14 protein-coding genes are annotated in these 18,503 nt (G+C 69.7%); 5 read left to right on the top strand and 9 right to left on the bottom strand.

Annotation, left to right across the window (positions count from 1 at the left end; genetic code table 11):
- Positions 1 to 40: 40 nt before the first annotated feature.
- The 6 genes from ACWGO0_RS18360 to ACWGO0_RS18385 all read right to left on the bottom strand — a co-directional run bounded on the left by ACWGO0_RS18360 (position 41) and on the right by ACWGO0_RS18385 (position 8,491).
- Positions 41 to 1,228 carry a Gfo/Idh/MocA family protein gene (locus ACWGO0_RS18360; RefSeq protein ID WP_453535438.1) on the bottom strand — a complete coding sequence of 396 codons (1,188 nt, stop codon included), beginning with the start codon at positions 1,226 to 1,228 and terminating at the stop codon, positions 41 to 43.
- A 26-nt stretch (positions 1,229 to 1,254) separates the two neighbouring features.
- Complete coding sequence (locus tag ACWGO0_RS18365; protein ID WP_453535441.1) at positions 1,255 to 3,465, bottom strand: right-handed parallel beta-helix repeat-containing protein; 2,211 nt, start codon at positions 3,463 to 3,465, stop codon at positions 1,255 to 1,257.
- A complete protein-coding gene (locus tag ACWGO0_RS18370; RefSeq protein ID WP_453535444.1) occupies positions 3,462 to 4,928 on the bottom strand; it encodes a M1 family metallopeptidase in 1,467 nt (488 codons plus the stop codon). The genes ACWGO0_RS18365 and ACWGO0_RS18370 overlap by 4 nt, the downstream gene beginning before the upstream one ends.
- Entirely contained in the window at positions 4,925 to 6,598 is a 1,674-nt protein-coding gene (locus ACWGO0_RS18375) for an extracellular solute-binding protein (protein WP_453535447.1), read from the bottom strand. The genes ACWGO0_RS18370 and ACWGO0_RS18375 overlap by 4 nt, the downstream gene beginning before the upstream one ends.
- 47 nt (positions 6,599 to 6,645) lie before the next feature.
- Positions 6,646 to 7,506 (bottom strand): carbohydrate ABC transporter permease, encoded by an 861-nt coding sequence (locus ACWGO0_RS18380; RefSeq protein ID WP_453535735.1) that lies wholly within the window; start codon positions 7,504 to 7,506, stop codon positions 6,646 to 6,648.
- Between the two features lie 106 nt (positions 7,507 to 7,612).
- Positions 7,613 to 8,491, bottom strand: coding sequence for an ABC transporter permease (locus tag ACWGO0_RS18385; protein WP_453535738.1), 879 nt, complete (start codon positions 8,489 to 8,491; stop codon positions 7,613 to 7,615).
- Between the two features lie 408 nt (positions 8,492 to 8,899).
- On the opposite strand from ACWGO0_RS18385, the gene ACWGO0_RS18390 reads away from it, so the two are divergent.
- The 5 genes from ACWGO0_RS18390 (at position 8,900) to ACWGO0_RS18410 (ending at position 16,937) form a co-directional block, all read left to right on the top strand.
- Complete coding sequence (locus ACWGO0_RS18390) at positions 8,900 to 9,886, top strand: hydroxyacid dehydrogenase (RefSeq protein ID WP_453535450.1); 987 nt, start codon at positions 8,900 to 8,902, stop codon at positions 9,884 to 9,886.
- A gap of 62 nt (positions 9,887 to 9,948) precedes the next feature.
- Complete coding sequence (locus ACWGO0_RS18395; RefSeq protein WP_453535453.1) at positions 9,949 to 11,040, top strand: LacI family DNA-binding transcriptional regulator; 1,092 nt, start codon at positions 9,949 to 9,951, stop codon at positions 11,038 to 11,040.
- A 168-nt stretch (positions 11,041 to 11,208) separates the two neighbouring features.
- Positions 11,209 to 12,567, top strand: a complete 1,359-nt coding sequence (locus ACWGO0_RS18400) for a M60 family metallopeptidase (protein ID WP_453535456.1) — start codon at positions 11,209 to 11,211, stop codon at positions 12,565 to 12,567.
- A gap of 19 nt (positions 12,568 to 12,586) precedes the next feature.
- On the top strand, positions 12,587 to 14,989 hold the full coding sequence (locus tag ACWGO0_RS18405; protein WP_453535458.1) for a polysaccharide lyase 8 family protein: 2,403 nt from the start codon (positions 12,587 to 12,589) through the stop codon (positions 14,987 to 14,989).
- A 22-nt stretch (positions 14,990 to 15,011) separates the two neighbouring features.
- Complete coding sequence (locus ACWGO0_RS18410) at positions 15,012 to 16,937, top strand: DUF2264 domain-containing protein (RefSeq protein ID WP_453535461.1); 1,926 nt, start codon at positions 15,012 to 15,014, stop codon at positions 16,935 to 16,937.
- Between the two features lie 6 nt (positions 16,938 to 16,943).
- Here the strand turns inward: ACWGO0_RS18410 and ACWGO0_RS18415 are convergent, their stop codons facing one another.
- Genes ACWGO0_RS18415 through ACWGO0_RS18425 form a run of 3 tightly spaced genes read right to left on the bottom strand, consistent with a single transcriptional unit; the run spans position 16,944 to position 18,503 of the window.
- Positions 16,944 to 17,525, bottom strand: a complete 582-nt coding sequence (locus ACWGO0_RS18415) for a GAF domain-containing protein (protein ID WP_453535464.1) — start codon at positions 17,523 to 17,525, stop codon at positions 16,944 to 16,946.
- Entirely contained in the window at positions 17,522 to 18,154 is a 633-nt protein-coding gene (locus ACWGO0_RS18420; RefSeq protein ID WP_453535467.1) for a GTP-binding protein, read from the bottom strand. Before ACWGO0_RS18420 ends, ACWGO0_RS18415 begins: the two co-directional genes overlap by 4 nt.
- Positions 18,132 to 18,503: a DUF742 domain-containing protein gene (locus tag ACWGO0_RS18425; protein WP_453535741.1), complete on the bottom strand. Its 372-nt coding sequence runs from the start codon at positions 18,501 to 18,503 to the stop codon at positions 18,132 to 18,134. Before ACWGO0_RS18425 ends, ACWGO0_RS18420 begins: the two co-directional genes overlap by 23 nt.

The following is an 18,503-nucleotide window of genomic DNA, read 5'->3' on the forward strand; positions in this document are numbered from 1 at the left end:
GGGCGGGCCTGGTTCCCCGGCCCGCCCCGGCCACCTCCCGTCACCCTCGGGTCTGGCCCCGTTCGAAGTAGGCCGCCAGGTCCGCGTCTAGCGGGGGCACCTGGCGCGGTGTGCCGCCGTCGCGCAGGGACGCCGTCGCCCGTACGCCGGCCGCCACCGCCATCCGGGCCGCCACCGGTGAGGTGTCGGTGCGGCCCCCCTCCCGTACGAACCGGAGGAACTCGTCGACCAGCAGCGGGTCGGCGCCGCCGTGGCCCGCGTTGTCCTCGGCCGCCGGGATGTCGTGGATCTCGTCCGCCTCCGGGCGGTAGCCGGAGCGCCGGGTGTTCCACACCTTGACGCTGCCGCCGGGGCCGTCGCCGAAGTTCTCCAGCCGCCCCGCGTCACCGATCACGGTGTAGTTGCGCCAGTAGTCGGGGGCGAAGTGGCACTGCTGGTAGGCGGCGAGCACCCCGTTGTCCAGGCGCATGTTGAGCAGCGAGACGTCCTCGACGTCGATGACGGGGTTGAGCGCCCGCTGGGTGTGCGGCGGCCAATGGCCGTCCTTGGTGTACCAGTCGTCGGCCTTCGGCTCGCCGGGCTCGCGGCGGTGCGGGCTGTCGCCGTACACCATCAGGTCGCCCAGCGCCTGGACGTCGGCCGCGTATCCGCCGGCCAGCCAGTGCAGGACGTCGATGTCGTGCGCGGCCTTCTGGAGCAACAGCCCTGTCGTGTACTGCCGTTCGGCGTGCCAGTCCTTGAAGTACCAGTCGCCGCCGTAGCCGACGAAGTGCCGGACCCAGATGGTCTTGACCTGGCCGACGGCACCGCCCCGGATGAGGTCGCGCATCAGCCGTACGACGGGCATGTGGCGCATGTTGTGGCCGATGTAGAGCCGGGTTCCGGTCTCGTACGCCGTGCGGAGGATCGTGTCGCAGCGCTCGATGGTGATGTCGAGCGGCTTCTCGACGAAGACGGGCTTGCCCGCGCGCAGCGCCTCGCACGCCAGGTCGGCGTGGGTGTGGTCGGGGGTGAGGACCAGCACCGCGTCGACGTCCGGGTCCTCGATGACCTTGCGGTGGTCGGTGGAGACCACGGCTTCGGGGAAGGCCGCGGCCGCCTCCGTACGGGCGCGGGGGTCCGGCTCGGCCAGCGCGGTGACGCGGGCTCCGGAGCCGGGCCGGTGGGCTGTGCGGGCGAGTGAGCCGCGCAGGCCGAAGCCGAGCACGCCGATACGGAGGTCGGTCATGGGTCTTCCTTCGCTCAGTGGGCTGGTCAGGAGTGGACGAGGACCTGGGAGAGGGCCACGCGTCCGGTCCCCGAAACCATGATCTTCACGGTGCGGGTGCTGCTGTCCAGGTTCAGAACGGTCGGACGCAAGGACTTTCCGTCGACGTGGATCGTTCCGTCCTGGGTGATGACGTCGAAGTCGGCCGTCGTCATCGAGGCGTTGTTCCAGATCTCGATCTGGCGGACGCGGTGGGTCTCACCGAGATCGACCTGCCACCAGGCGCCCGGCTCGGACAGCGTGCGGGTGTCGGTGTTGGTGTCGGCGTCCAGGGCCCGGTCCGCGGTGCCGGTCGTGTCGGTCGAGGACTGGGTGGCCGTGCCGGTGCGGGCGAGGTCCGTACGCAGTTGCTCGACAGGGCCGCCTTGCGCGCCCGCCCTCGCGGCTACGGCGAGGGCATCGGCGGGCAGCCGGTCCAGGCCGGTCAGGTTGTCCGTCATCACGGAGCCGCGGCCGGAGAGGACGGGCGCCGCGGTGTCGGTCCAGTTGAACCGGGCCGTGTTCTCGATTCCGTAACCCGCCCAGTTGGAGACCCACTTGTAGCCGATGCGGGTGATGACGTTCTTCTCGACCAGGATGTGCGAGGACTGCTCGTCGAGGTAGATGCCGTTGCCGTCGCGCTCGGTGTTGCCGAAGGCGGAGCGGTTGATGTAGTTCCCCGAAATGACCGTGCCCGGCTGTGCTCCCTGGGTGTAGATCGCACCGCCGTCGTGCTGCTCGTGGGCGACCTCCATGACGTTGGTGATCCGGTTGGCGGTCACCTTGTTGTCACGCAGGACGGACTTCTGGGCCTCGGGCTGGTTCCAGCCCCAGCCGACCGAGATACCGGAGTACGGGAGGTGGTTCAGGGTGTTGTGCTCGACGGCGAGTCCGGCCTCGTACCCCGCCCAGATGCCGACGGAGTCGGTGTACTCGACACCGGCGCGGCTGATGGTGTTGTACGCGACCGTGTTCCGCTCCCCAGCGAGTTCCGTCCCGGGCATCGGCTCGGTGTCGCCGACGTAGACCGCGCCCGACGAGAGGTCGCTGAACGCTGACCGGGTCAGGGAACTGTCCTTGGTGCCGGCTTCGAGGATGGCGCCCGCACCGCCGAGCCGGCCGAAGCGTGCCCGGTCGATCACGACGTGCCGTCCGCCGCGTACGGTGACGGCCGCCGACGGCTTGGTGTAGTAGCGGCCCGCGTGGTCGACGGGTCCGGTGGCGCCCGTCAGGGTGAGGCCGGCCTGCATGCCCGCGTAGCCCTCGTCGGTGCTGGGCTGGCGGTAGGCGGCGTAGGCGAAGCCGATGCCGCTGACGGTGAGGTCGTGGGCGCCGTCGAGGACGAGGAGCTGCTCGGTGTGCGGGGTGACGGTCCTGGCGCTGCCCATGTGCTCGCCCTTGCGCGGCAGGTAGGTCACGGTGCGGGCCTCGGAGTTCCAAGTGAACTCGCCCGGTTCGTCAAGGAGTTCCGGGGCGTTCTCGAAGAACGCGACCCCGCTGTAGCGGGTGGAGTCGACGGTCGTGGAGTCCCAGGCGGGTCCTGTGCGGTTGGTGCCGCTCGCGGAGTTGGTCCAGCAGGGCTGGGCGAAGGTCAGGATGTCGCCGCTGACCGCGGCTATCCGGCAGTGGTAGTTGCGCCAGCGGACCCGGATGACGGCCTCGGCGTCGGTGGGGCGCTGCCACTGGGCGATTACGGTGGCGTTCGCCCCCGTCATCCCGGTCTTCGTCGCGTCGCAGACGCTCGGGGCGCAGGCTTCGCCACGGGCAAGGACCGCGCGCTCGCCGTTGACGAAGAGCTGGCGCGGTGTGACGCCGGCCGGGGCTTCGGCGGTCCAGGTGCCGTCGGCGTTCGGCGTCCAGCCGGTGACCGCCCGGCCGCCGGACAGGACGGGGTCGGCGTCGGGGGCCGCGGTCCAGGTGACGGTGCGGCCCTCCCCGCCCGAGTCGGCGGCGCCGAGGCGCAGCGGCTCGTCGAGCTCGTACGTACCGTCCTTGAGCAGGACACGGACGTCGCGGCCGGTCTCGGCGCGTGCCGCGTCCCTGGCGCCTTCCAGCGTGCAGGGCCGGGAGGCCGTGCAGGAGGTGCCCCGGCCGTCCTTGGCCGCGTACAGGGTGCGGGTGTCCGGGGCGGCCTGGGCCAGGGGGGCGGCGAGAAGCGCGGCGAGTGCGGCGGCGGAGACGGCGGCGGTCAGCCGTACGGACTTCAGTGGGTGGTTCACGCGTTGGCCTTCCAGTCGGGGTGGCCTGGCATGGGCGGGTTGACGGCTCCGAAGAGCCAGTCGCGCAGGAAGCTGTCGAGGGACCGGTCACCGGTGACGTTCACGGTGTGGGTGATGAAGTCCTCGCTGGAGACGTTGCGGTCCTTGAACCGTTCGGGCCAGATCCGCATCACGCGGTCGAAGGCGCGGTCGCCGATCTGCCGGCGCAGGGCGTAGAGGACGAGCGCGCCGCCGTCGTAGATGTTGGTGCCGCCGAGGGCCTTGGGCAGTCCGGGCGGGCCGTCCTTGGCGCGGACGGCGTCGAGCTTGGCGTAGGTGGCCTTCATCTTGTCGGTGAGCACGGACCAGCCGCGCTCCTCGCTGTAGAGGGCCGCGTAGTACACGGCGGGGCCTTCGTTGAGCCAGGCCTGCTGCCAGTCGGCGGGGGTGACGGAGTCGCCGTACCACTGGTGGACCAGCTCGTGGACCATGGTGTTCTCGTACGTGGGATTGCCGTCGGCGTTGAGTTTGAACCAGTTGGTGGAGAAGAGGGAGAGGGTCTGGTTCTCCAGGGCGTCGGTGTATCCGCCGTAGATGTGGAGGCCGTACACGGAGAACGGATAGCGCCCGAACTTCGCCTCGGTCCAGGCCAGATGGTCGGCGGTACGGGCGACGATCGGACCGTATTTCGCCTCCTCGCCCTGCGGGACGATGTGGCGCAGTGGAAGTCCCCGGTGGCTCGTCCCGTACAGGTAGGTGCCCTTGACGACGGCGATCCCGATGAGCTCGGTCGCCATCCGCTCGCGCAGGCCGAAGTGCCAGACGGTGGAGCCGTTCGCGCCCGGGGTCTTGTGGAGCAGTTCGCCGTTGGCGGTGGCGACGTAGCCCTCGGGGGCGCTGATGTGGAAGGTCCAGGTCGCCTTGTCCGACGGCGTGTCGTTGCAGGGCAGGAAGGTGTCGGCGCGGGAGGACTGGGCGGCCGACGCGAAGCCGCCGTCGGTGCCGAACTTCCATCCGGTGAGGCCGAGTCGGGGTGCTTTGCCGTTGCCCCGGTAGTGGATCTCGATGGTGAAGGGCTGACCGTCGTGGAGCGGGGCGGCGGGGGTGACGGTGAGTTCCTGGCCGCTCTTGCCGGCCGAGAGGGCCCAGGTGGCGGGGCTGCCGGAGACCGTGACGGAGTCGATGGTGTGGCCGTCGGTGTCCAGGTTGAACGCGGACAGGTCCTGGGTGGCCTTGGCGTTCATCCGGACCAGGGCGTCGAAGTCGTACGTCACCGGGGTGAAGTCGAAGGTCAGGTCGTAGTGGACGACCTGGTAACCGCCGTTGCCGAGGGTCGGGAAGAGCGGATCGCCTACACCGTCGGAACCGGGCGTGGGATCGAATCCGTACGGGAGTGCGGAGGCGGGCGAACCGAGTACGGGCACGGCGACGGCCGCCGCGACGGCAGCGCCTCCGATTCTGAGGGCGGAGCGTCGTGTCGTCACTTCTTCCCCTTCTGGAAGGCTTCCTCGAACTCGCCGCGGGCCTGCTCCGCACCCTTGGCGAGGTAGTCCTTGACCAGCTGCTCATAGGCCGACATCGGCTTGCGGCCGGCGATGATGTCCTTCAGCCCGTCGTTCTTGAGCGTGAGCAGGCTGCCGGTGCCCTTGGAGTCCCAGGTGGGCGAGGAGTACTGGAGGGTGGGGTCCTGCTCCATCATCGGGATCATGGTGCTCAGCGTCCGGTGCACATGACGGACGCCGTCTTCGGAGTCGGCGCTGAAGACCGCGGGGACGGCGGACGCCATGAACTTCCAGGGCACGGTGACGTCCTGGCCGCCCCGCTTGGTGAGGGTGGGGTTCCCCTTGGCGTCGCGCGTGAAGTCGGTGCCTTCCACGCCGTAGTTGATGAGGGTGTACTCCTGGCTGCCGAAGGGCGACGCGGCGAAGTCGGCGAGGGCGAGGACCTGTTGGACGCGCTCGCCGGACGCCTTCTTGATGTGCGTGTTCTGGAGCTCGACGTTGTCCATCCAGGCGACGGCGTCCTTGCCGAACGGGACGAAGGGCCGCGGGTCGTACGCCTTGTCGATCGCCTTCATCGCGGCGATGTAGCCGACGCCCGGCGCCAGGTACGTGGGCATGCCGTCGTAGACGTACGCGCCCTTGCCGTTCTTGAACATGTCCGTGTACTGGGCCTTCTGCGCCCCGGACATCTGGATCGTGCCGGGGTAGAAACAGCCCGCCTCGTGGAGCGACCGTGCGGTCTCCACGGCCTTGCGGTACTCCGGGGTCTCCAGGTCGGTGGTGAACTTGCCGGTGGCCGCGTCGAGCCGCCAGAAGTACGGTGCGCCCGCCGACATGGCGAGCACGCCGGTGACGCCCGCGATGATCGCGTACTGGTCCTTCTTGGGCCGGGTCAGCTCCTTGCACGCCTCGACGAACCGGTCGAGGCCGGTGATCTGGTCGAGGCTCGTGATGCCGATCTCCTCGAACAGGTCGTGGCGGTAGAAGCCGGCCCCACCGGTGCCGGTGCGGGCGATCGGGATGCCGTAGAGCTTTCCGCCGAAGATCGCGGCCTGCCAGGCGGCCTTCGGGATCGCGGCGAGGTTCGGGTAGTCCTTGACCTTCTCGCCTGCGAGGTACGGGGTGAGGTCGGCGCACTTGGCCCCGAGGAAGGCGGCCTTGTTGTCGACGCCGCCGACCTCGGGGTACATGAAGAGGTCGGGCAGGCTGTCGCTGGCGACCATCGTGGAGAACTTCGTGCCGTAGTCGTCGGCCGGCACGGCGGTGAAGTCGACCTCGGCGCCGAGGAGCTTCTCGATCTCCTGCCAGGCGGCGTTCCTCGCGCGGGCGGCCGGCGGCGGGGAGAACGTCTCGGCCGTCACGCTGATCGGGGACGCGCCCTTGAGCGGGGTGCCCTTCGTGGCTCGCAGCGGCTTCGCCGGGTAGCCGAAGAAGCCTTGCGGGACGCCTGCGGCGGTTCCGGGCAGGTCGGGCTTGAGTCCGATGTTGCGGACCGCGGTGTTGGGAAGCAGCGAGGCGCTCTTGGCCTCCGCCTTCGCCGTGGTGCCGCCGTCGCCGCAGGCGGCGAGGAACGGTGCCGCGGCCACGGCCAGCCCGGCGCCCGCGCCCATGCGGAACAGCGCTCTGCGGTTGATGGGGGTGGAGCTCGACACTGAAATCTCCTTGAGAGAAGGGAAGAAGAGGCCGGTGCTGCTCGTACTCAGCCCTTGATGGCTCCGGTGAGCACGCCCTTGGTGAAGTAGCGCTGGAGGAAGGGGTAGACGAGGAGGATCGGCACGACGGCGATCACGAGGACCGCCATCTGCACGGCCTGCTGCGGGGCGAGCGCCTCGCCGACGGAGGCGCTGTTGAGGCTCTGGCCCTGGAGGACGTAGGTGCGCAGCACCATGGGCAGCGGCCATTTCTCGGAGTCGTTGAGGTACAGGAGCGAGTTGAAGAAGGCGTTCCAGTACGTCACGGCGTAGAAGAGGCTGATGACCGCGAGGACGGCCTTGGAGAGCGGCAGTACGATGCGTACGAGGATGCGCAGGTCGCCCGCTCCGTCGACCTTCGCCGCGTCGTACAGCTCCTCGGGGAGGTTCATGAAGAAGGAGCGCAGGACGACCAGGTTGAAGGCGCTGACCAGGGTGGGCATGACGAGCGCGGCGTACGTGTCGTACAGGCCGAGGCCCTTCACCAGCAGGAAGTTGGGGATGATGCCCGCGTTGAACAGCATCGTGAACAGCGCCGTCATCAGGATGAAGCGGGATCCCGTGACCTCGCGGCGCGACAGGCCGTACGCCATGCCGACCGTGACGAGGAGGCTGGCGAACGTTCCGACGACGGTGATGCCGATGCTGACGATCAGTGCCCGGGTCACGACGCCGCCGGTGAAGATGGTGCGGTAGGCGTCGAGGGTCGGGTGGTCGGGCCACAGGACGAGGCCCGTGGAGCGGATGATGTCGGTTTGCGAGGCAAAGCTGGTGCCGATCACGCCGAGCAGCGGGTAGGCGACGGCGGCGACCACCACGACGATGGCCAGGCCCTTGGCAAGCTGTCCCGCGCGGGTGGGTTTCTCCATCCACGGCGGCCGGCCGTCGGACTTCTTCTTCGGCTTCCCAGGCTTCCCCGGCTTCACCGGCTTCACGTGCTCTGCCGATCCGGATCCGGATTCGGGCAGTGTCTTCTCAGCGATCAGCACCGCGGTACACCCCTTCGTGGCCGAGGCGGTGGGCGAGCTTGTTCGCGCCCAGGACGAGCGCGGTGCCGATGACCGCCTTGACGAGCCCGACGGCGGCGGCGACGCCCCAGTCGTTGTCCTTGATGCCGTGGTAGTAGACGTACGTGTCCAGGACCTCACCGGCGTCCGCTCCCACCGCGTCGCGTTGGAGCAGGATCTGCTCGAAGCCGACGGAGAGGATCTGGCCGAGGTTGAGGATGAGCAGCAGGATCAGGACCGGCGCGATGCCCGGCAGGGTGACGTGCCACAGCCTGCGCCGGGGTCCCGCGCCGTCGATCGCCGCGGCCTCGTACTGCTGTCGGTCGATGTTGAGCAGCGCGGCGAGGATGATGATCGTGCCCCAGCCAGCGTCCTTCCAGGCCACCTGGAGAGTGAGCAGCCAGGGGAAGGCGTCGGGGTCGCTCATCATGTCGTAGCGCGGGAGTCCGAGCCCTCCGAGGACGTCGGGCAGGAGTCCCGCACCGCCCAGGACCTGCTGGAAGATCGAGACGATGATGACCCAGCCGATGAAGTGCGGCAGATAGACGACGCTCTGCACGAAGCGCCGGATGCGGTCGCTGACGATGCTGTTCAGCAGCAGGGCCAGGGCGACGGGGATCGGGAAGAAGAACACCAGCTGGATGAGTGCGATCTCCAGGGTGTTGTACGTGGCGGTCCAGAACGCCGGCTCACCGAACGCCGCCGTGAAGTTGGCGAACCCCACCCAGACGCTGTGCATGTAGCCGAGGTACGGCTCGTAGTCCTGGAACGCCACCACGTAGCCGAGCAGCGGCACGTAGTGGAAAACGATGAAGTAGAGCAGGCCGGGAAGTGTGAGCAGCAGCATCACCCGGTCCCGCTTGATCCGCTGCCAGAGGGACTGTTCCCTCGGCAGCAGGGGTGCTGATTCAGCCATGGTGCGTCCTGTTCGGCTGGGTGGCGCGTGGTGAGCCTTCTGCGGCGGCAAGTTAGTAAGCGGTTAACCCCAGCGTCAAGAGATTCGGGAAAACGGCTGCGTTACGCGGCGCTCCGGCCGACTGATCCAGGGGTTGGTATGCATAAAACACGTCACAAAAAGGGCAGTTGGGCTCGGCAGCCGCTTGACGGTCGGGTGCCGGGCTCCTTAGCGTGCCGGTCATTCCATAGAACGCGATTACTGTCCGGAGGCAGGGTGCGAACCACCGAAGAGGCACCGGCACGTTCCGGGGCCGAGGGAGCGACACCGCCGGCCAAGCGGCCTCGCACGGTCCTGGTCATGAGCCCCGGACTCCTCGACGACGTCTTTCCGCCTCCCGTACGGGCCAGGCTCGAAGACGTCGCCGACCTGAACAGCCCTGCCGTGATCAGCGAGTTCGACTCACCGGATGCCGTGGCGGCGCTGGCCGGGGCGGAGGTTCTGCTGACCGGCTGGGGCTGCCCGCCCGTCGACACGGAACTGCTGGATCGGGCCCCCGCCCTGCGGGCGGTGATCCACGCGGCGGGCACGGTGAAAACGTTTCTGTCGCCGGTGGCCTTCGACCGGGGCATCGTCGTCTCGTCGGCGGCGGCGGCCAACGCCGTGCCGGTCGCCGAGTTCACGCTGGCGGCCATCATCATGGGGGCGAAACGGGTGTTCCCGCTGGCCGAACTGTTCCGCTCCCGGCGCACCCACCGCACCGGCGCCGACCTGGACCGCCAGCACTGGCTCGGTACGCACGGGCTGACCATCGGGGTAGTCGGCGCGTCCCGGATCGGCCGGCGGGTCATCGAACTGCTCCGCGTACTGGACGCCGAAGTCCTGTTGTACGACCCCTATGTCACCCCCGCGGACGCGGCCCGCCTCGGGGTCAATCTCACCGATCTGGACACCCTGGTGGCGACGAGCGACGTGGTCACCGTCCACGCCCCGGACACCCCGGAGACCCGCGGCCTGATCGATGCCCGCAGGATCGCCCTGATGCGCCCCGGCACCCTGCTGGTCAACACGGCACGCGGCCCTCTGGTGGACACCGAGGCCCTGACCGGACACCTGGTCAGCGGCCGTCTGGACGCCGTACTCGACGTGACGTCACCCGAACCGCTGCCGGACTGGCACCCCCTGTGGGATCTGCCCAACGTCTTCATCACCCCGCACCTGGCGGGCGCCCAGGGCAACGAGGTGGGGCGCCTCGGCGCACTCGCGGTCGGCGAGCTGGAGCGGTACGCGAACGGCTCGTCCTTCGCACACCCGGTGCACCGGTCCGATCTGGGGAGGATCGCATGAACCCGACGCTCCCGCAGGCTCTAGGCTCGTCGTCACACAACAGTCAGCAGGGGGTGGGCCGGATGCGTCGGCAGAGCACGGCCGGGGAACAGCGGCGGGCGACGGTCACCGATGTGGCACGGCTCGCGAGCGTCTCCACGGCGACCGTCTCGCGCGTACTCAACCGGAACTACCCGGTCGCACAGGCCACCCGGGAACGGGTCGAGGCCGCGATGCGCGAGCTCGGCTATGTGGTGAACGCCCACGCCCGCGCCCTCGCCGGAGTCTCCAACCGCACGGTCGGCATCATCGTCAACGAGGTCATCGACCCCTTCTACGCGTACATCGCGCGAGGCGTGGAACGGGAGGCGGCGCTCGGCGGCCGACTCTGTCTGGTCTGCTGCACCCAGGGCGACCCGCAGCGCGAGCTGGCCTTCATCGAGCTGATGCACGAGCGGCGGGCCGACGCGGTGATCGTCGTGGGCGGCAGCATCGCCGACCGCACCTACACCTCCGAATTGGCCCGCAGGGCAAGGGAGCTGGACGCGGGCGGATCGAAGCTCGTGCTGTGCGGCCGGCCGCCGCTGGGCGAGCACGCGCCGACGGCGTCGGTGGAGTACGACAACGAGGGCGGCGCCTTCGCCATCACCGACCATCTGCTGATGCAGGGCCACGAGCGCATCCTGTACCTGGGCGGCCCGCCCAAGCTCTCCACGACCCGCGACCGGCTGGCCGGACACCGGCGCGCGCTGGAGCTGCGCGGAGTGACACCCGACCCGGAGCTGGCGCAGCCCGGTGCGTTCAGCCGCAGCTTCGGCCATCGCCGGATGGCCGAACTCCTCAGGGACGGACCGGAGTTCACCGCCGTGTTCGCCGCCAACGACATGGTGGCCGCCGGTGCCTCACAGGCGCTGGAGGAGGCCGGGCTGCGGGTGCCGCAGGACATCTCGCTGGTGGGGTACGACGACATCCCGGTCGCGCAGGAGATGCGACCCAGGCTGACGACGGTGCATGTGCCGCTGGAGGAGATGGGGCGGCAGGCCGTGCGGCTGGCCGTGTCGGGCGGCGACGAGGACGACTGGCGCGAGCCGACGACCGGCGCGCTGCGGCTCGGCACGCACATCGTGGTACGCGATTCCGTGGCGCCCAGGTCCACGAAGAACAGCCGGGTGTGACCGGTTACTACGTCGATTGTCCGTGGTTGACCGCAGTCGGTCATAGAAAATCACAGTAACTTTCCCACCCCTCTTGCGGCTCGATAGCAACCGCTTACATGCTGGCGCGGAGCTCAGCCGTCCCGCACGCCTCCGTCCCGCACTCACTGTCTGCAGGGAGAGTTCCGCATGCGCAATCCGACGTCCTCCGCCTCGCCCGCCCGCTCCTCGGTCAGCCGTCGTGCCGTCCTCGCCTCTGCGGCGGGGACCGGAGCCCTGGCCGCGCTCGGCGCCGCCGCCGGACCCGCTTCCGCCGCTGCCCGCCGCCCCCTCGCCGACATCCTCGTCACCGCCCGACCGGGCTCCGAGTCCGAACGGCTCCGGCTCGGACAGGCCCTGCGAGGCAGCGAGTTCGACGCCACGGGGCTGTACGTCCCTGCGGGCACCCCGCTCGCGCTGACGGTCCAGCCGCACGACGACCTCGCGCCCACGCTCTGGATCGGCGCCTGGGACTACTACGGCGAGATCAAGGAGCCGCGCCGCTACCCGCTCACTGCCGGAGCCAACACGGTGACCGACCCGCACGGTGGGCCGGTCTACCTGACGCTGACGGGCGCCGGGGAACAGGCGAGCGTGCTGTTCCGCTCGGGCGCCGTACAGATGCCCGTCTTCACCCTGGGCGAGACCACCGAGGCCGAGTACCAGCACCGCCTGGACACCCTCACCGCATCACCGTACGTCGAGCTCGTCGCCCCCAACACGATCATGACCCTCACCCGCGACGGCGCGCTTCTGTACCGCGACGAGGACCACGCCGCACTGCTGGAGCTGGTCGAGACGCTCATCGACTCGCACGCCCGGATCAGCGGCCTCGACGGATCGAAGGCGGTGCACAGGCGGAAGGCGGGGCCGTACCACTTCACCGAGGTCAGCAAGGTGCCGACCGGTGTCGGCGCCTACGCGACGCACGGCTACAACGGCTTCCCGCGTGCGTACCTGGACCGCGCCACCACAGTGGCGGGACTGCGCACCCGGGGCTGGGGCTTCTACCACGAACTCGGCCACCTGCATCAGCAGATGGCCTACAAGCCCGGCGGCCTCACGGAGGTCACCGTCAACATCTACTCGCTCGCCGCGCAGCGCACCCTCGACCAGCCGTCCAACCTCCTGACGGTCGACGCGACGACGGGGCTGACCTACTTCCAGTCCGCGCAGCGCAAGTTCGGCACTGCGGGGCTGACGTACGAGAAGTCCTTCGGCGCGTACGAGAAGCTCGTCCCGCTCCGGCAGTTGGAGCTCGCCTTCGGCGAGGACTTCTGGCCCCGGATGCACAAGCTGGTGCGGGAGGAGAACCCGCAGTCCCACTACACGGAGAACGACAAGCGCTACCGGGCGCTGGCCACCTACTCCAGCCGCGTCGCCGGATACGACCTCACCGACTTCTTCGTGAACACCTGGGCGTTCCCGATCGACGCGATCGGCAAGGCGGAGCTGGCCGCGCTGAATCTGCCGCAGCCGCCCGTCGACCCCAGCACGCTCACCGACTGATCACGCGGAAGGAATCCCGATGCAGCTCAGCAGACGTTCCCTCCTGGCCGCTACGGCGGCGTCGGGAGCGACCGCGTTCATCATGACGCAGGCCCTTCCGGCCGCCGGAACAGAAGCCGGTACGGCAGACATCCCCACACTCCTCCAACGGGCCGAAACCCTGCTCACCGGGGGCGAGTTCGACCCCGCGGACCCCGACTTCGCGGCTGCCGTCACAGCACTGGACAGTACGGCGAAGGGGCTCTGGGACACCCTGGACCGTGGCGCCGCACGCACCACCCTCTGGGCCGATCTCGCCCCGCTCACCGCCCCGGGCAACTTCGGCCAGAGCTACACCAGGCTCCGTACCCTCGCCACCGCCTGGGCCACACCCGGCACCTCCCTGAGCGCGGACACCGCCGTGGCCGACGCGCTGGTGTCCGCGCTGCGCTTCACGTACGACACCGCGTACAACCCCACCAAGCCCGAAACGGGCAACTGGTGGTTCTGGGAGATCGGCGCGCCCCGCGCCCTGATGGACAGCGCCGTCCTGCTGCGCGGCCGGCTCCCTGCCGCCGATCTGGCGGACTATCTCTCGGCCGTCGACCGGTTCTGCCCGAACGCGGACCGGCGCACCAACTCCCCCACCCTCTCCGAGACCGGCGCCAACCGCACCGACAAGGCGGTGATCGTCGCGCTGCGCGGTCTGCTGGGCGGTGACGGGGCGAAGATCGCGTCGGCCAGGGACGCCTTGTCCGACGTACGCGATTCCGGGCGCAACAGCCTGTTCCGGTACGCCGCTTCGGGCGATGGCTTCTACGAGGACGGCTCGTTCGTCCAGCACGGCGTGGTCGCGTACACCGGCACGTACGGCGCGATCCTCCTGAGCGGCACCGCCCATCTGCTGGCGCTGCTCGCCGGTTCGGAGTGGGCGGTCGCCGATCCGAAGGTCTCGGTGATGTACGAGGCCGTCGGGCGGAGCTTCACTCCGGTGATCTTCGAAGGTCTGATGATGGACGCCGTGCGCGGCCGTGCCGTCTCCCGCGAGCGGGCGGGCGACCACCGCGACGGGGCTGCGGCCGTCGCCGCGATTCTGCTGCTGGCCACCGGTGCACCGGACCCGTACGCCGCTCGCTGGCGCGCGGTCGTCAAGGGCTGGCTCACCCGCAACCGCACCACTCCCTTCGCGGGTCTGGTCACCCTGCCCCAACTGGCCCTCGCCAAGGATGTCCTGAGCGACGACGGCATCCCCGGCGATGACCCCACCACAGGTCTCCACGTCTTCGCCGACATGGACCGGGTGGTGCACAGGCGCCCGCACTGGGCGTACACCCTGTCGCTGTCGTCCACGCGCATCTCCGCGTACGAGGCGGGCAACGGCGAGAATCTGCACGGCTGGTACACCGGCGACGGCATGGGATATCTCTACGAAGCAGGCGATCTGGGGCAGTTCAACGACGGTTTCTGGCCGACCGTCGATCCGTACCGTCTTCCCGGCACGACGGTCGACACCCGGCAGCGGGCCGATCTCGGTACAGGAGGCGGCACTTCCACCTACCGGCCGACGAACGCGGTCGCGGGTGGCTCGGTGCTGCACGACCGCTACGGCGCCGCCTCGATGGAGCTGATCAGCGCGTCCGGCAGCACGCTGCGGGCGAAGAAGTCCTGGTTCCTGCTCGACAACGCGGTGATAGCGCTCGGCGCGGACATCAACGCCACTGACGGCCGCACGGTCGAAACCGTTGTCGAGAACCGCAACCTGGGCCCGGCCGGAACGCCTCACCTGGTGATCGACGGCGCCCGACAGCCCAACACCCAGGGCTGGGAAGAGGAGTTCGCTTCTGCCGGGTGGGCGCACATCGAGGGCCTCGGCGGCTACGTCTTCCCCGAGGCGACCACTCTGCACGCCCTGCGCGAGGAACGCACCGGCACCTGGCGCTCCATCAACGCCGGCGCGGACACAGGTGGTTCGACAACATCCCTCACCCGCCGCTATCTCACGCTCTGGGTCGATCACGGTCTCTCCCCCACCGGGGCCTCCTACGCCTATGTGCTGCTGCCCGGCGCCTCCGCCGCCGCGACCGCTGTCTGGGCGCGTTCCCGTCCGGTGCGCGTCGTCGCCAACGACGCCACCGCCCAGGCCGTGGAGGTGCGGCGGCTCGGGCTGACCGCTGCGAACTTCTGGCGTGCGGGCACGGCGGCGGGGATCACCTCCTCCGGCCCGGCCTCCGTGCTCGTCATGCAGCGCGACAACCGGATCTCGGTCGCGGTGTCCGATCCGGGACGTACCGTCACCACGCTCTCCGTCGAACTGCCGTATCCCGTCAGCGCGGTGATCAGCGCTGACGACACGGTCGCCGTCACCACCGGCCGCAGAGGCCTTCTCACCGTCGCGGTCGGTGGGTCGCGTGGCCACACCCATCACGCCGAACTCGTCCAGTAGCCCTTCCCGAGGAGCCAGCACCATGTCCGTGCCCCCGCATCTGCACCTGCCGCCGCCCGACCGGGTCCTGTCGTCACGTACCGGCTGGACCCGTGCCCACTGGGAGGCGACGGCCGATCGGATGCTGGACGCGCTCGTGCCGTACGCGACACCCGGCTTCGCCCAGTACCGGCTGCCCGGCCGGAACAGCTGGTCGGGTGTCGTGTCGGACGGGCTCGAAGGGTTCGCCAGGTCGTTCCTGCTGGCGGCCTGCCGGATCGCGGGCGCGGGGGGCGCGGTCGACCCCGCTCTCATCGAGCGGTACGCGGCGGGGCTGGCCGCCGGCACGGACCGGAACGGCAAGGAACCCTGGCCCGAACTGACCGACTGTTCGCAGCAGATGGTCGAAGCGGCCTCGATCGCCGTCGCGCTGCACGAGACCCGTCCGTGGATCTGGGACCGTCTGGACGCGGGGGTGCAGGAGCGGGTCGTCGACTGGTTCTCCGGCTTCGTCGGCGGGCGTACGTGGGACAACAACTGGCGGCTCTTCCAGGTGGTGTCGGAACAGTTCCTGGCCTCGGTGGGTGCTCCGTACAGCCGTCAGGACATCGAGTCCGGTCTCGACAGGATCGAGGACTGGTACGTCGGTGACGGCTGGTACACCGACGGGGACGGCCGGAACTTCGACTACTACATCGGCTGGGCGATGCATCTGTACCCGCTGCTGTGGTCGCGGATCGCGGGCGAGGACGACGGCGGACGCACGGCCGTGTACCGCGAGCGTCTGAGCAGGTTCCTCGTCGACTACCCGAACTTCTTCGGCGGGGACGGTGCGCCCGTGCACCAGGGACGCTCCCTGACGTACCGGTTCGCCGCCCTCGCTCCGGTGTGGATGGGCGCACTCGCCGACTGCACTCCCCTCGCACCCGGGCTGACCCGCCGCCTCGCCTCGGGCACGCTCCGGCACTTCGTCGAGCGCGGAGTGCCGGACGAACGAGGGCTGCTGCCTCTCGGCTGGTACGACACGTTCCTCCCGGCCACCCAGCCGTACTCGGGACCCGCCTCTCCGTACTGGGCGAGCAAGGGCTTCCTCGGGCTGCTGCTGCCTGCGGAGCATCCGGTCTGGACGGAGCGGGAACTGCCGCTCCCTGTCGAGGAGTCCGATACGTACACGGCGCTCCCCGCACCCGGCTGGCTGCTGCACGGCACCCGGCACGACGGCATCGTCCGGCTGATCAACCACGGCAGCGACCACCAGCCGCCCCACGACCCGGCGTCCGGTACGCAGGAGGGGACGGACGAGGGCGCGGAGGACCCGCATTACGCGAAGTTCGCCTACTCGACCGCCACGGCGCCGGAGTCCGCTCCGCACGCGGTGGCGCGCGCCGTCGACAACCATCTGGCGCTCCTGGCCTCCGACGGGACTCCGTCGCGGCGTGCCCGCATCCATCCCCTGCGCTGCGAGGACCGGATCGCGGCTTCCTGGTACGCGGCCCGCTTCCCGGACGACGACCGTGCGTACCGGGTCGAGACGACGAGTGTGCTGCACGGTCCGTGGGAGATCCGCGTCCACCGGATCGAGGCCCCGGAAGGGGTGTCGGTGCGGGAGGGCGGTCACGCGGTGGCGCACGTGGAGAGTCCGGACGCCTGGAGCGGACCGGGCTGGGCACTGTCCCGTACGGCCGACGGGCTGAGCAGCGCCGTGATCGCGCTGTACGGCTGGGGCCCGGGGGCTACCGCGGAGGTGGCCCGGGACGTGCAGTCCAACGCGTTCGGACCGCGCTCCGCCGTCCCGTATCTGCGGCTCGACCGCCACCCGGGGGGCCTCAGCACGCATGTCTCCTTGCTGGCGCTGTCCCGCGACACGATCCATCCGCAGGCGCTGCGTGACGCGGTGACCGTGCGCACCGGTGCGGGCGGCGCGTCGGTTTCGCTCACGTTCCTGGACGGAAGAACGGTCGAGGTATGACCGGGGTCAGCTGCGGCAGTGCTCCCTGCGGTCGATCTGGCCGACGAGTTCCTGGGCCAGGGACTTGATCGTGTCGAGCCCGGCCCGGCCCCAGGGGCGAGGCACGGTGTCGACGGCACACACCGTGCCGAGGGCGATGCCCGTACGGTCGATGAGCGGCGCCCCGAGATACGAACGGATGCCTATTTCGTCCACGACGGGATTGCCGGCGAATCGCGGATAGTCGCAGACGTCCTCCAGGACGAGGGCCTTGCGGCGCACGAGCACGTGCGGGCAGTAGCCGTGGTCGCGGGCCATATGGCGTCCGCTCCGGCCGCTGCCCGCGGCTGCGGCACCCAGGTCGGAGCCGCTCTGCGTGCCCGCCGGGGTGTGCAGCCCCGCGAAGAACTGCCTGTTCTCGTCGATGAAGTTGACCATCGAGAACGGGGTCGCGGTCACTTCGGCCACCCTGTCGGCGAAGGCGTCGAAGCTGTCGAACGAGGAGTCGGGGCGCTCCCCCAGGTCCAGCCTGCGCAGCCGCCTGGCCCGGACGGAGCCGTCCGGGTCGACCGGTGTGAGCAGGAGGCGGCCGGTGGCGTAGCGGGTCATGGATGGGCTCCGAAGCCGGCGACGGGGGCCGGCGCCGCGGGGGCGGCGGTGGCGTTGATGAGGTGCTGGACCAGGGTGACCAGGGCTCCGGTACCGGAACTGGCGATCCGGGCGTCGCAGAGGACCACGGGCACCTCGGGTCCGAGGTCGAGTGCGGCCCGTACCTCGTCGGGCTCGTACCGATAGGCACCGTCGAACTCGTTGACCGCGACGATGAATCCGATGCCGCGTCTCTCGAAGAAGTCGACGGCGGCGAAGCACTCGGCGAGCCGCCGGGTGTCGGCCAGCACGACGGCTCCCAGCGCTCCCTTGGAGAGCTCGTCCCACATGAACCAGAACCGTTCCTGGCCGGGGGTGCCGAAGAGATAGAGCACGTGCTGTTCGGAGAGCGTGATGCGGCCGAAGTCCATGGCCACGGTGGTGGCCGTCTTGGACTCGATGCCTTCGAGGCTGTCGGTCGCCACGCTGACCTGGGTCAGCAGTTCCTCGGTGCTCAGCGGTGCGATTTCACTGACCGCGCCCACGAACGTCGTCTTGCCGACGCCGAACCCGCCCGCGACCAGGACTTTGAGGGCCACGGGAAAGAATTCGGAGCTTCCGGTGCTGTCAGAGCTGTCGTCGTAGACCATCGAGCACTGCCTCCAGCAGGGATCGGTCGGTGGGCGTGTCATGGAATGCGGGGGCGTGCGCGGTGACCGCACCGCAGTCGACCAGGTCGGAGAGGAGCACCTTGGTGACGACTGCGGGCAGCCGGAGGTGTGCGGCGATCTCGGCCACGGACGTGGGGCCTTCGCACAGCCCCAGAGCCACGGCGTGTTCGGGCCCCAGATGGATCTGGGGCTCGCTCCCGGTGGCCATCACCAGCGAAAGCAGGTCGAGCACGGTGGTCGGCCGCGTACGGCCGTTGCTGACGGTGTACGGGCGGATGAGCCGGCCGGCCGCGTCGTCGAGCAGTGGCCCGTCCTGCGGGGCCGGCAC

This window comes from Streptomyces sp. NPDC055749 (assembly GCF_053617235.1).

Excerpts from the sequence above, each read along its gene's own strand:
- ACWGO0_RS18385 (WP_453535738.1), bottom strand. The coding sequence starts at position 8,491 with ATGCTGCTGCTCACACTTCCCGGCCTGCTCTACTTCATCGTTTTCCAC.
- ACWGO0_RS18415 (WP_453535464.1), bottom strand. The coding sequence starts at position 17,525 with ATGACCCGCTACGCCACCGGCCGCCTCCTGCTCACACCGGTCGACCCG.
- ACWGO0_RS18390 (WP_453535450.1), top strand. The coding sequence starts at position 8,900 with ATGAGCCCCGGACTCCTCGACGACGTCTTTCCGCCTCCCGTACGGGCC.
- ACWGO0_RS18405 (WP_453535458.1), top strand. The coding sequence starts at position 12,587 with ATGCAGCTCAGCAGACGTTCCCTCCTGGCCGCTACGGCGGCGTCGGGA.
- ACWGO0_RS18410 (WP_453535461.1), top strand. The coding sequence starts at position 15,012 with ATGTCCGTGCCCCCGCATCTGCACCTGCCGCCGCCCGACCGGGTCCTG.
- ACWGO0_RS18380 (WP_453535735.1), bottom strand. The coding sequence starts at position 7,506 with ATGGAGAAACCCACCCGCGCGGGACAGCTTGCCAAGGGCCTGGCCATC.
- ACWGO0_RS18400 (WP_453535456.1), top strand. The coding sequence starts at position 11,209 with ATGCGCAATCCGACGTCCTCCGCCTCGCCCGCCCGCTCCTCGGTCAGC.
- ACWGO0_RS18420 (WP_453535467.1), bottom strand. The coding sequence starts at position 18,154 with ATGGTCTACGACGACAGCTCTGACAGCACCGGAAGCTCCGAATTCTTT.
- ACWGO0_RS18360 (WP_453535438.1), bottom strand. The coding sequence starts at position 1,228 with ATGACCGACCTCCGTATCGGCGTGCTCGGCTTCGGCCTGCGCGGCTCA.
- ACWGO0_RS18395 (WP_453535453.1), top strand. The coding sequence starts at position 9,949 with ATGCGTCGGCAGAGCACGGCCGGGGAACAGCGGCGGGCGACGGTCACC.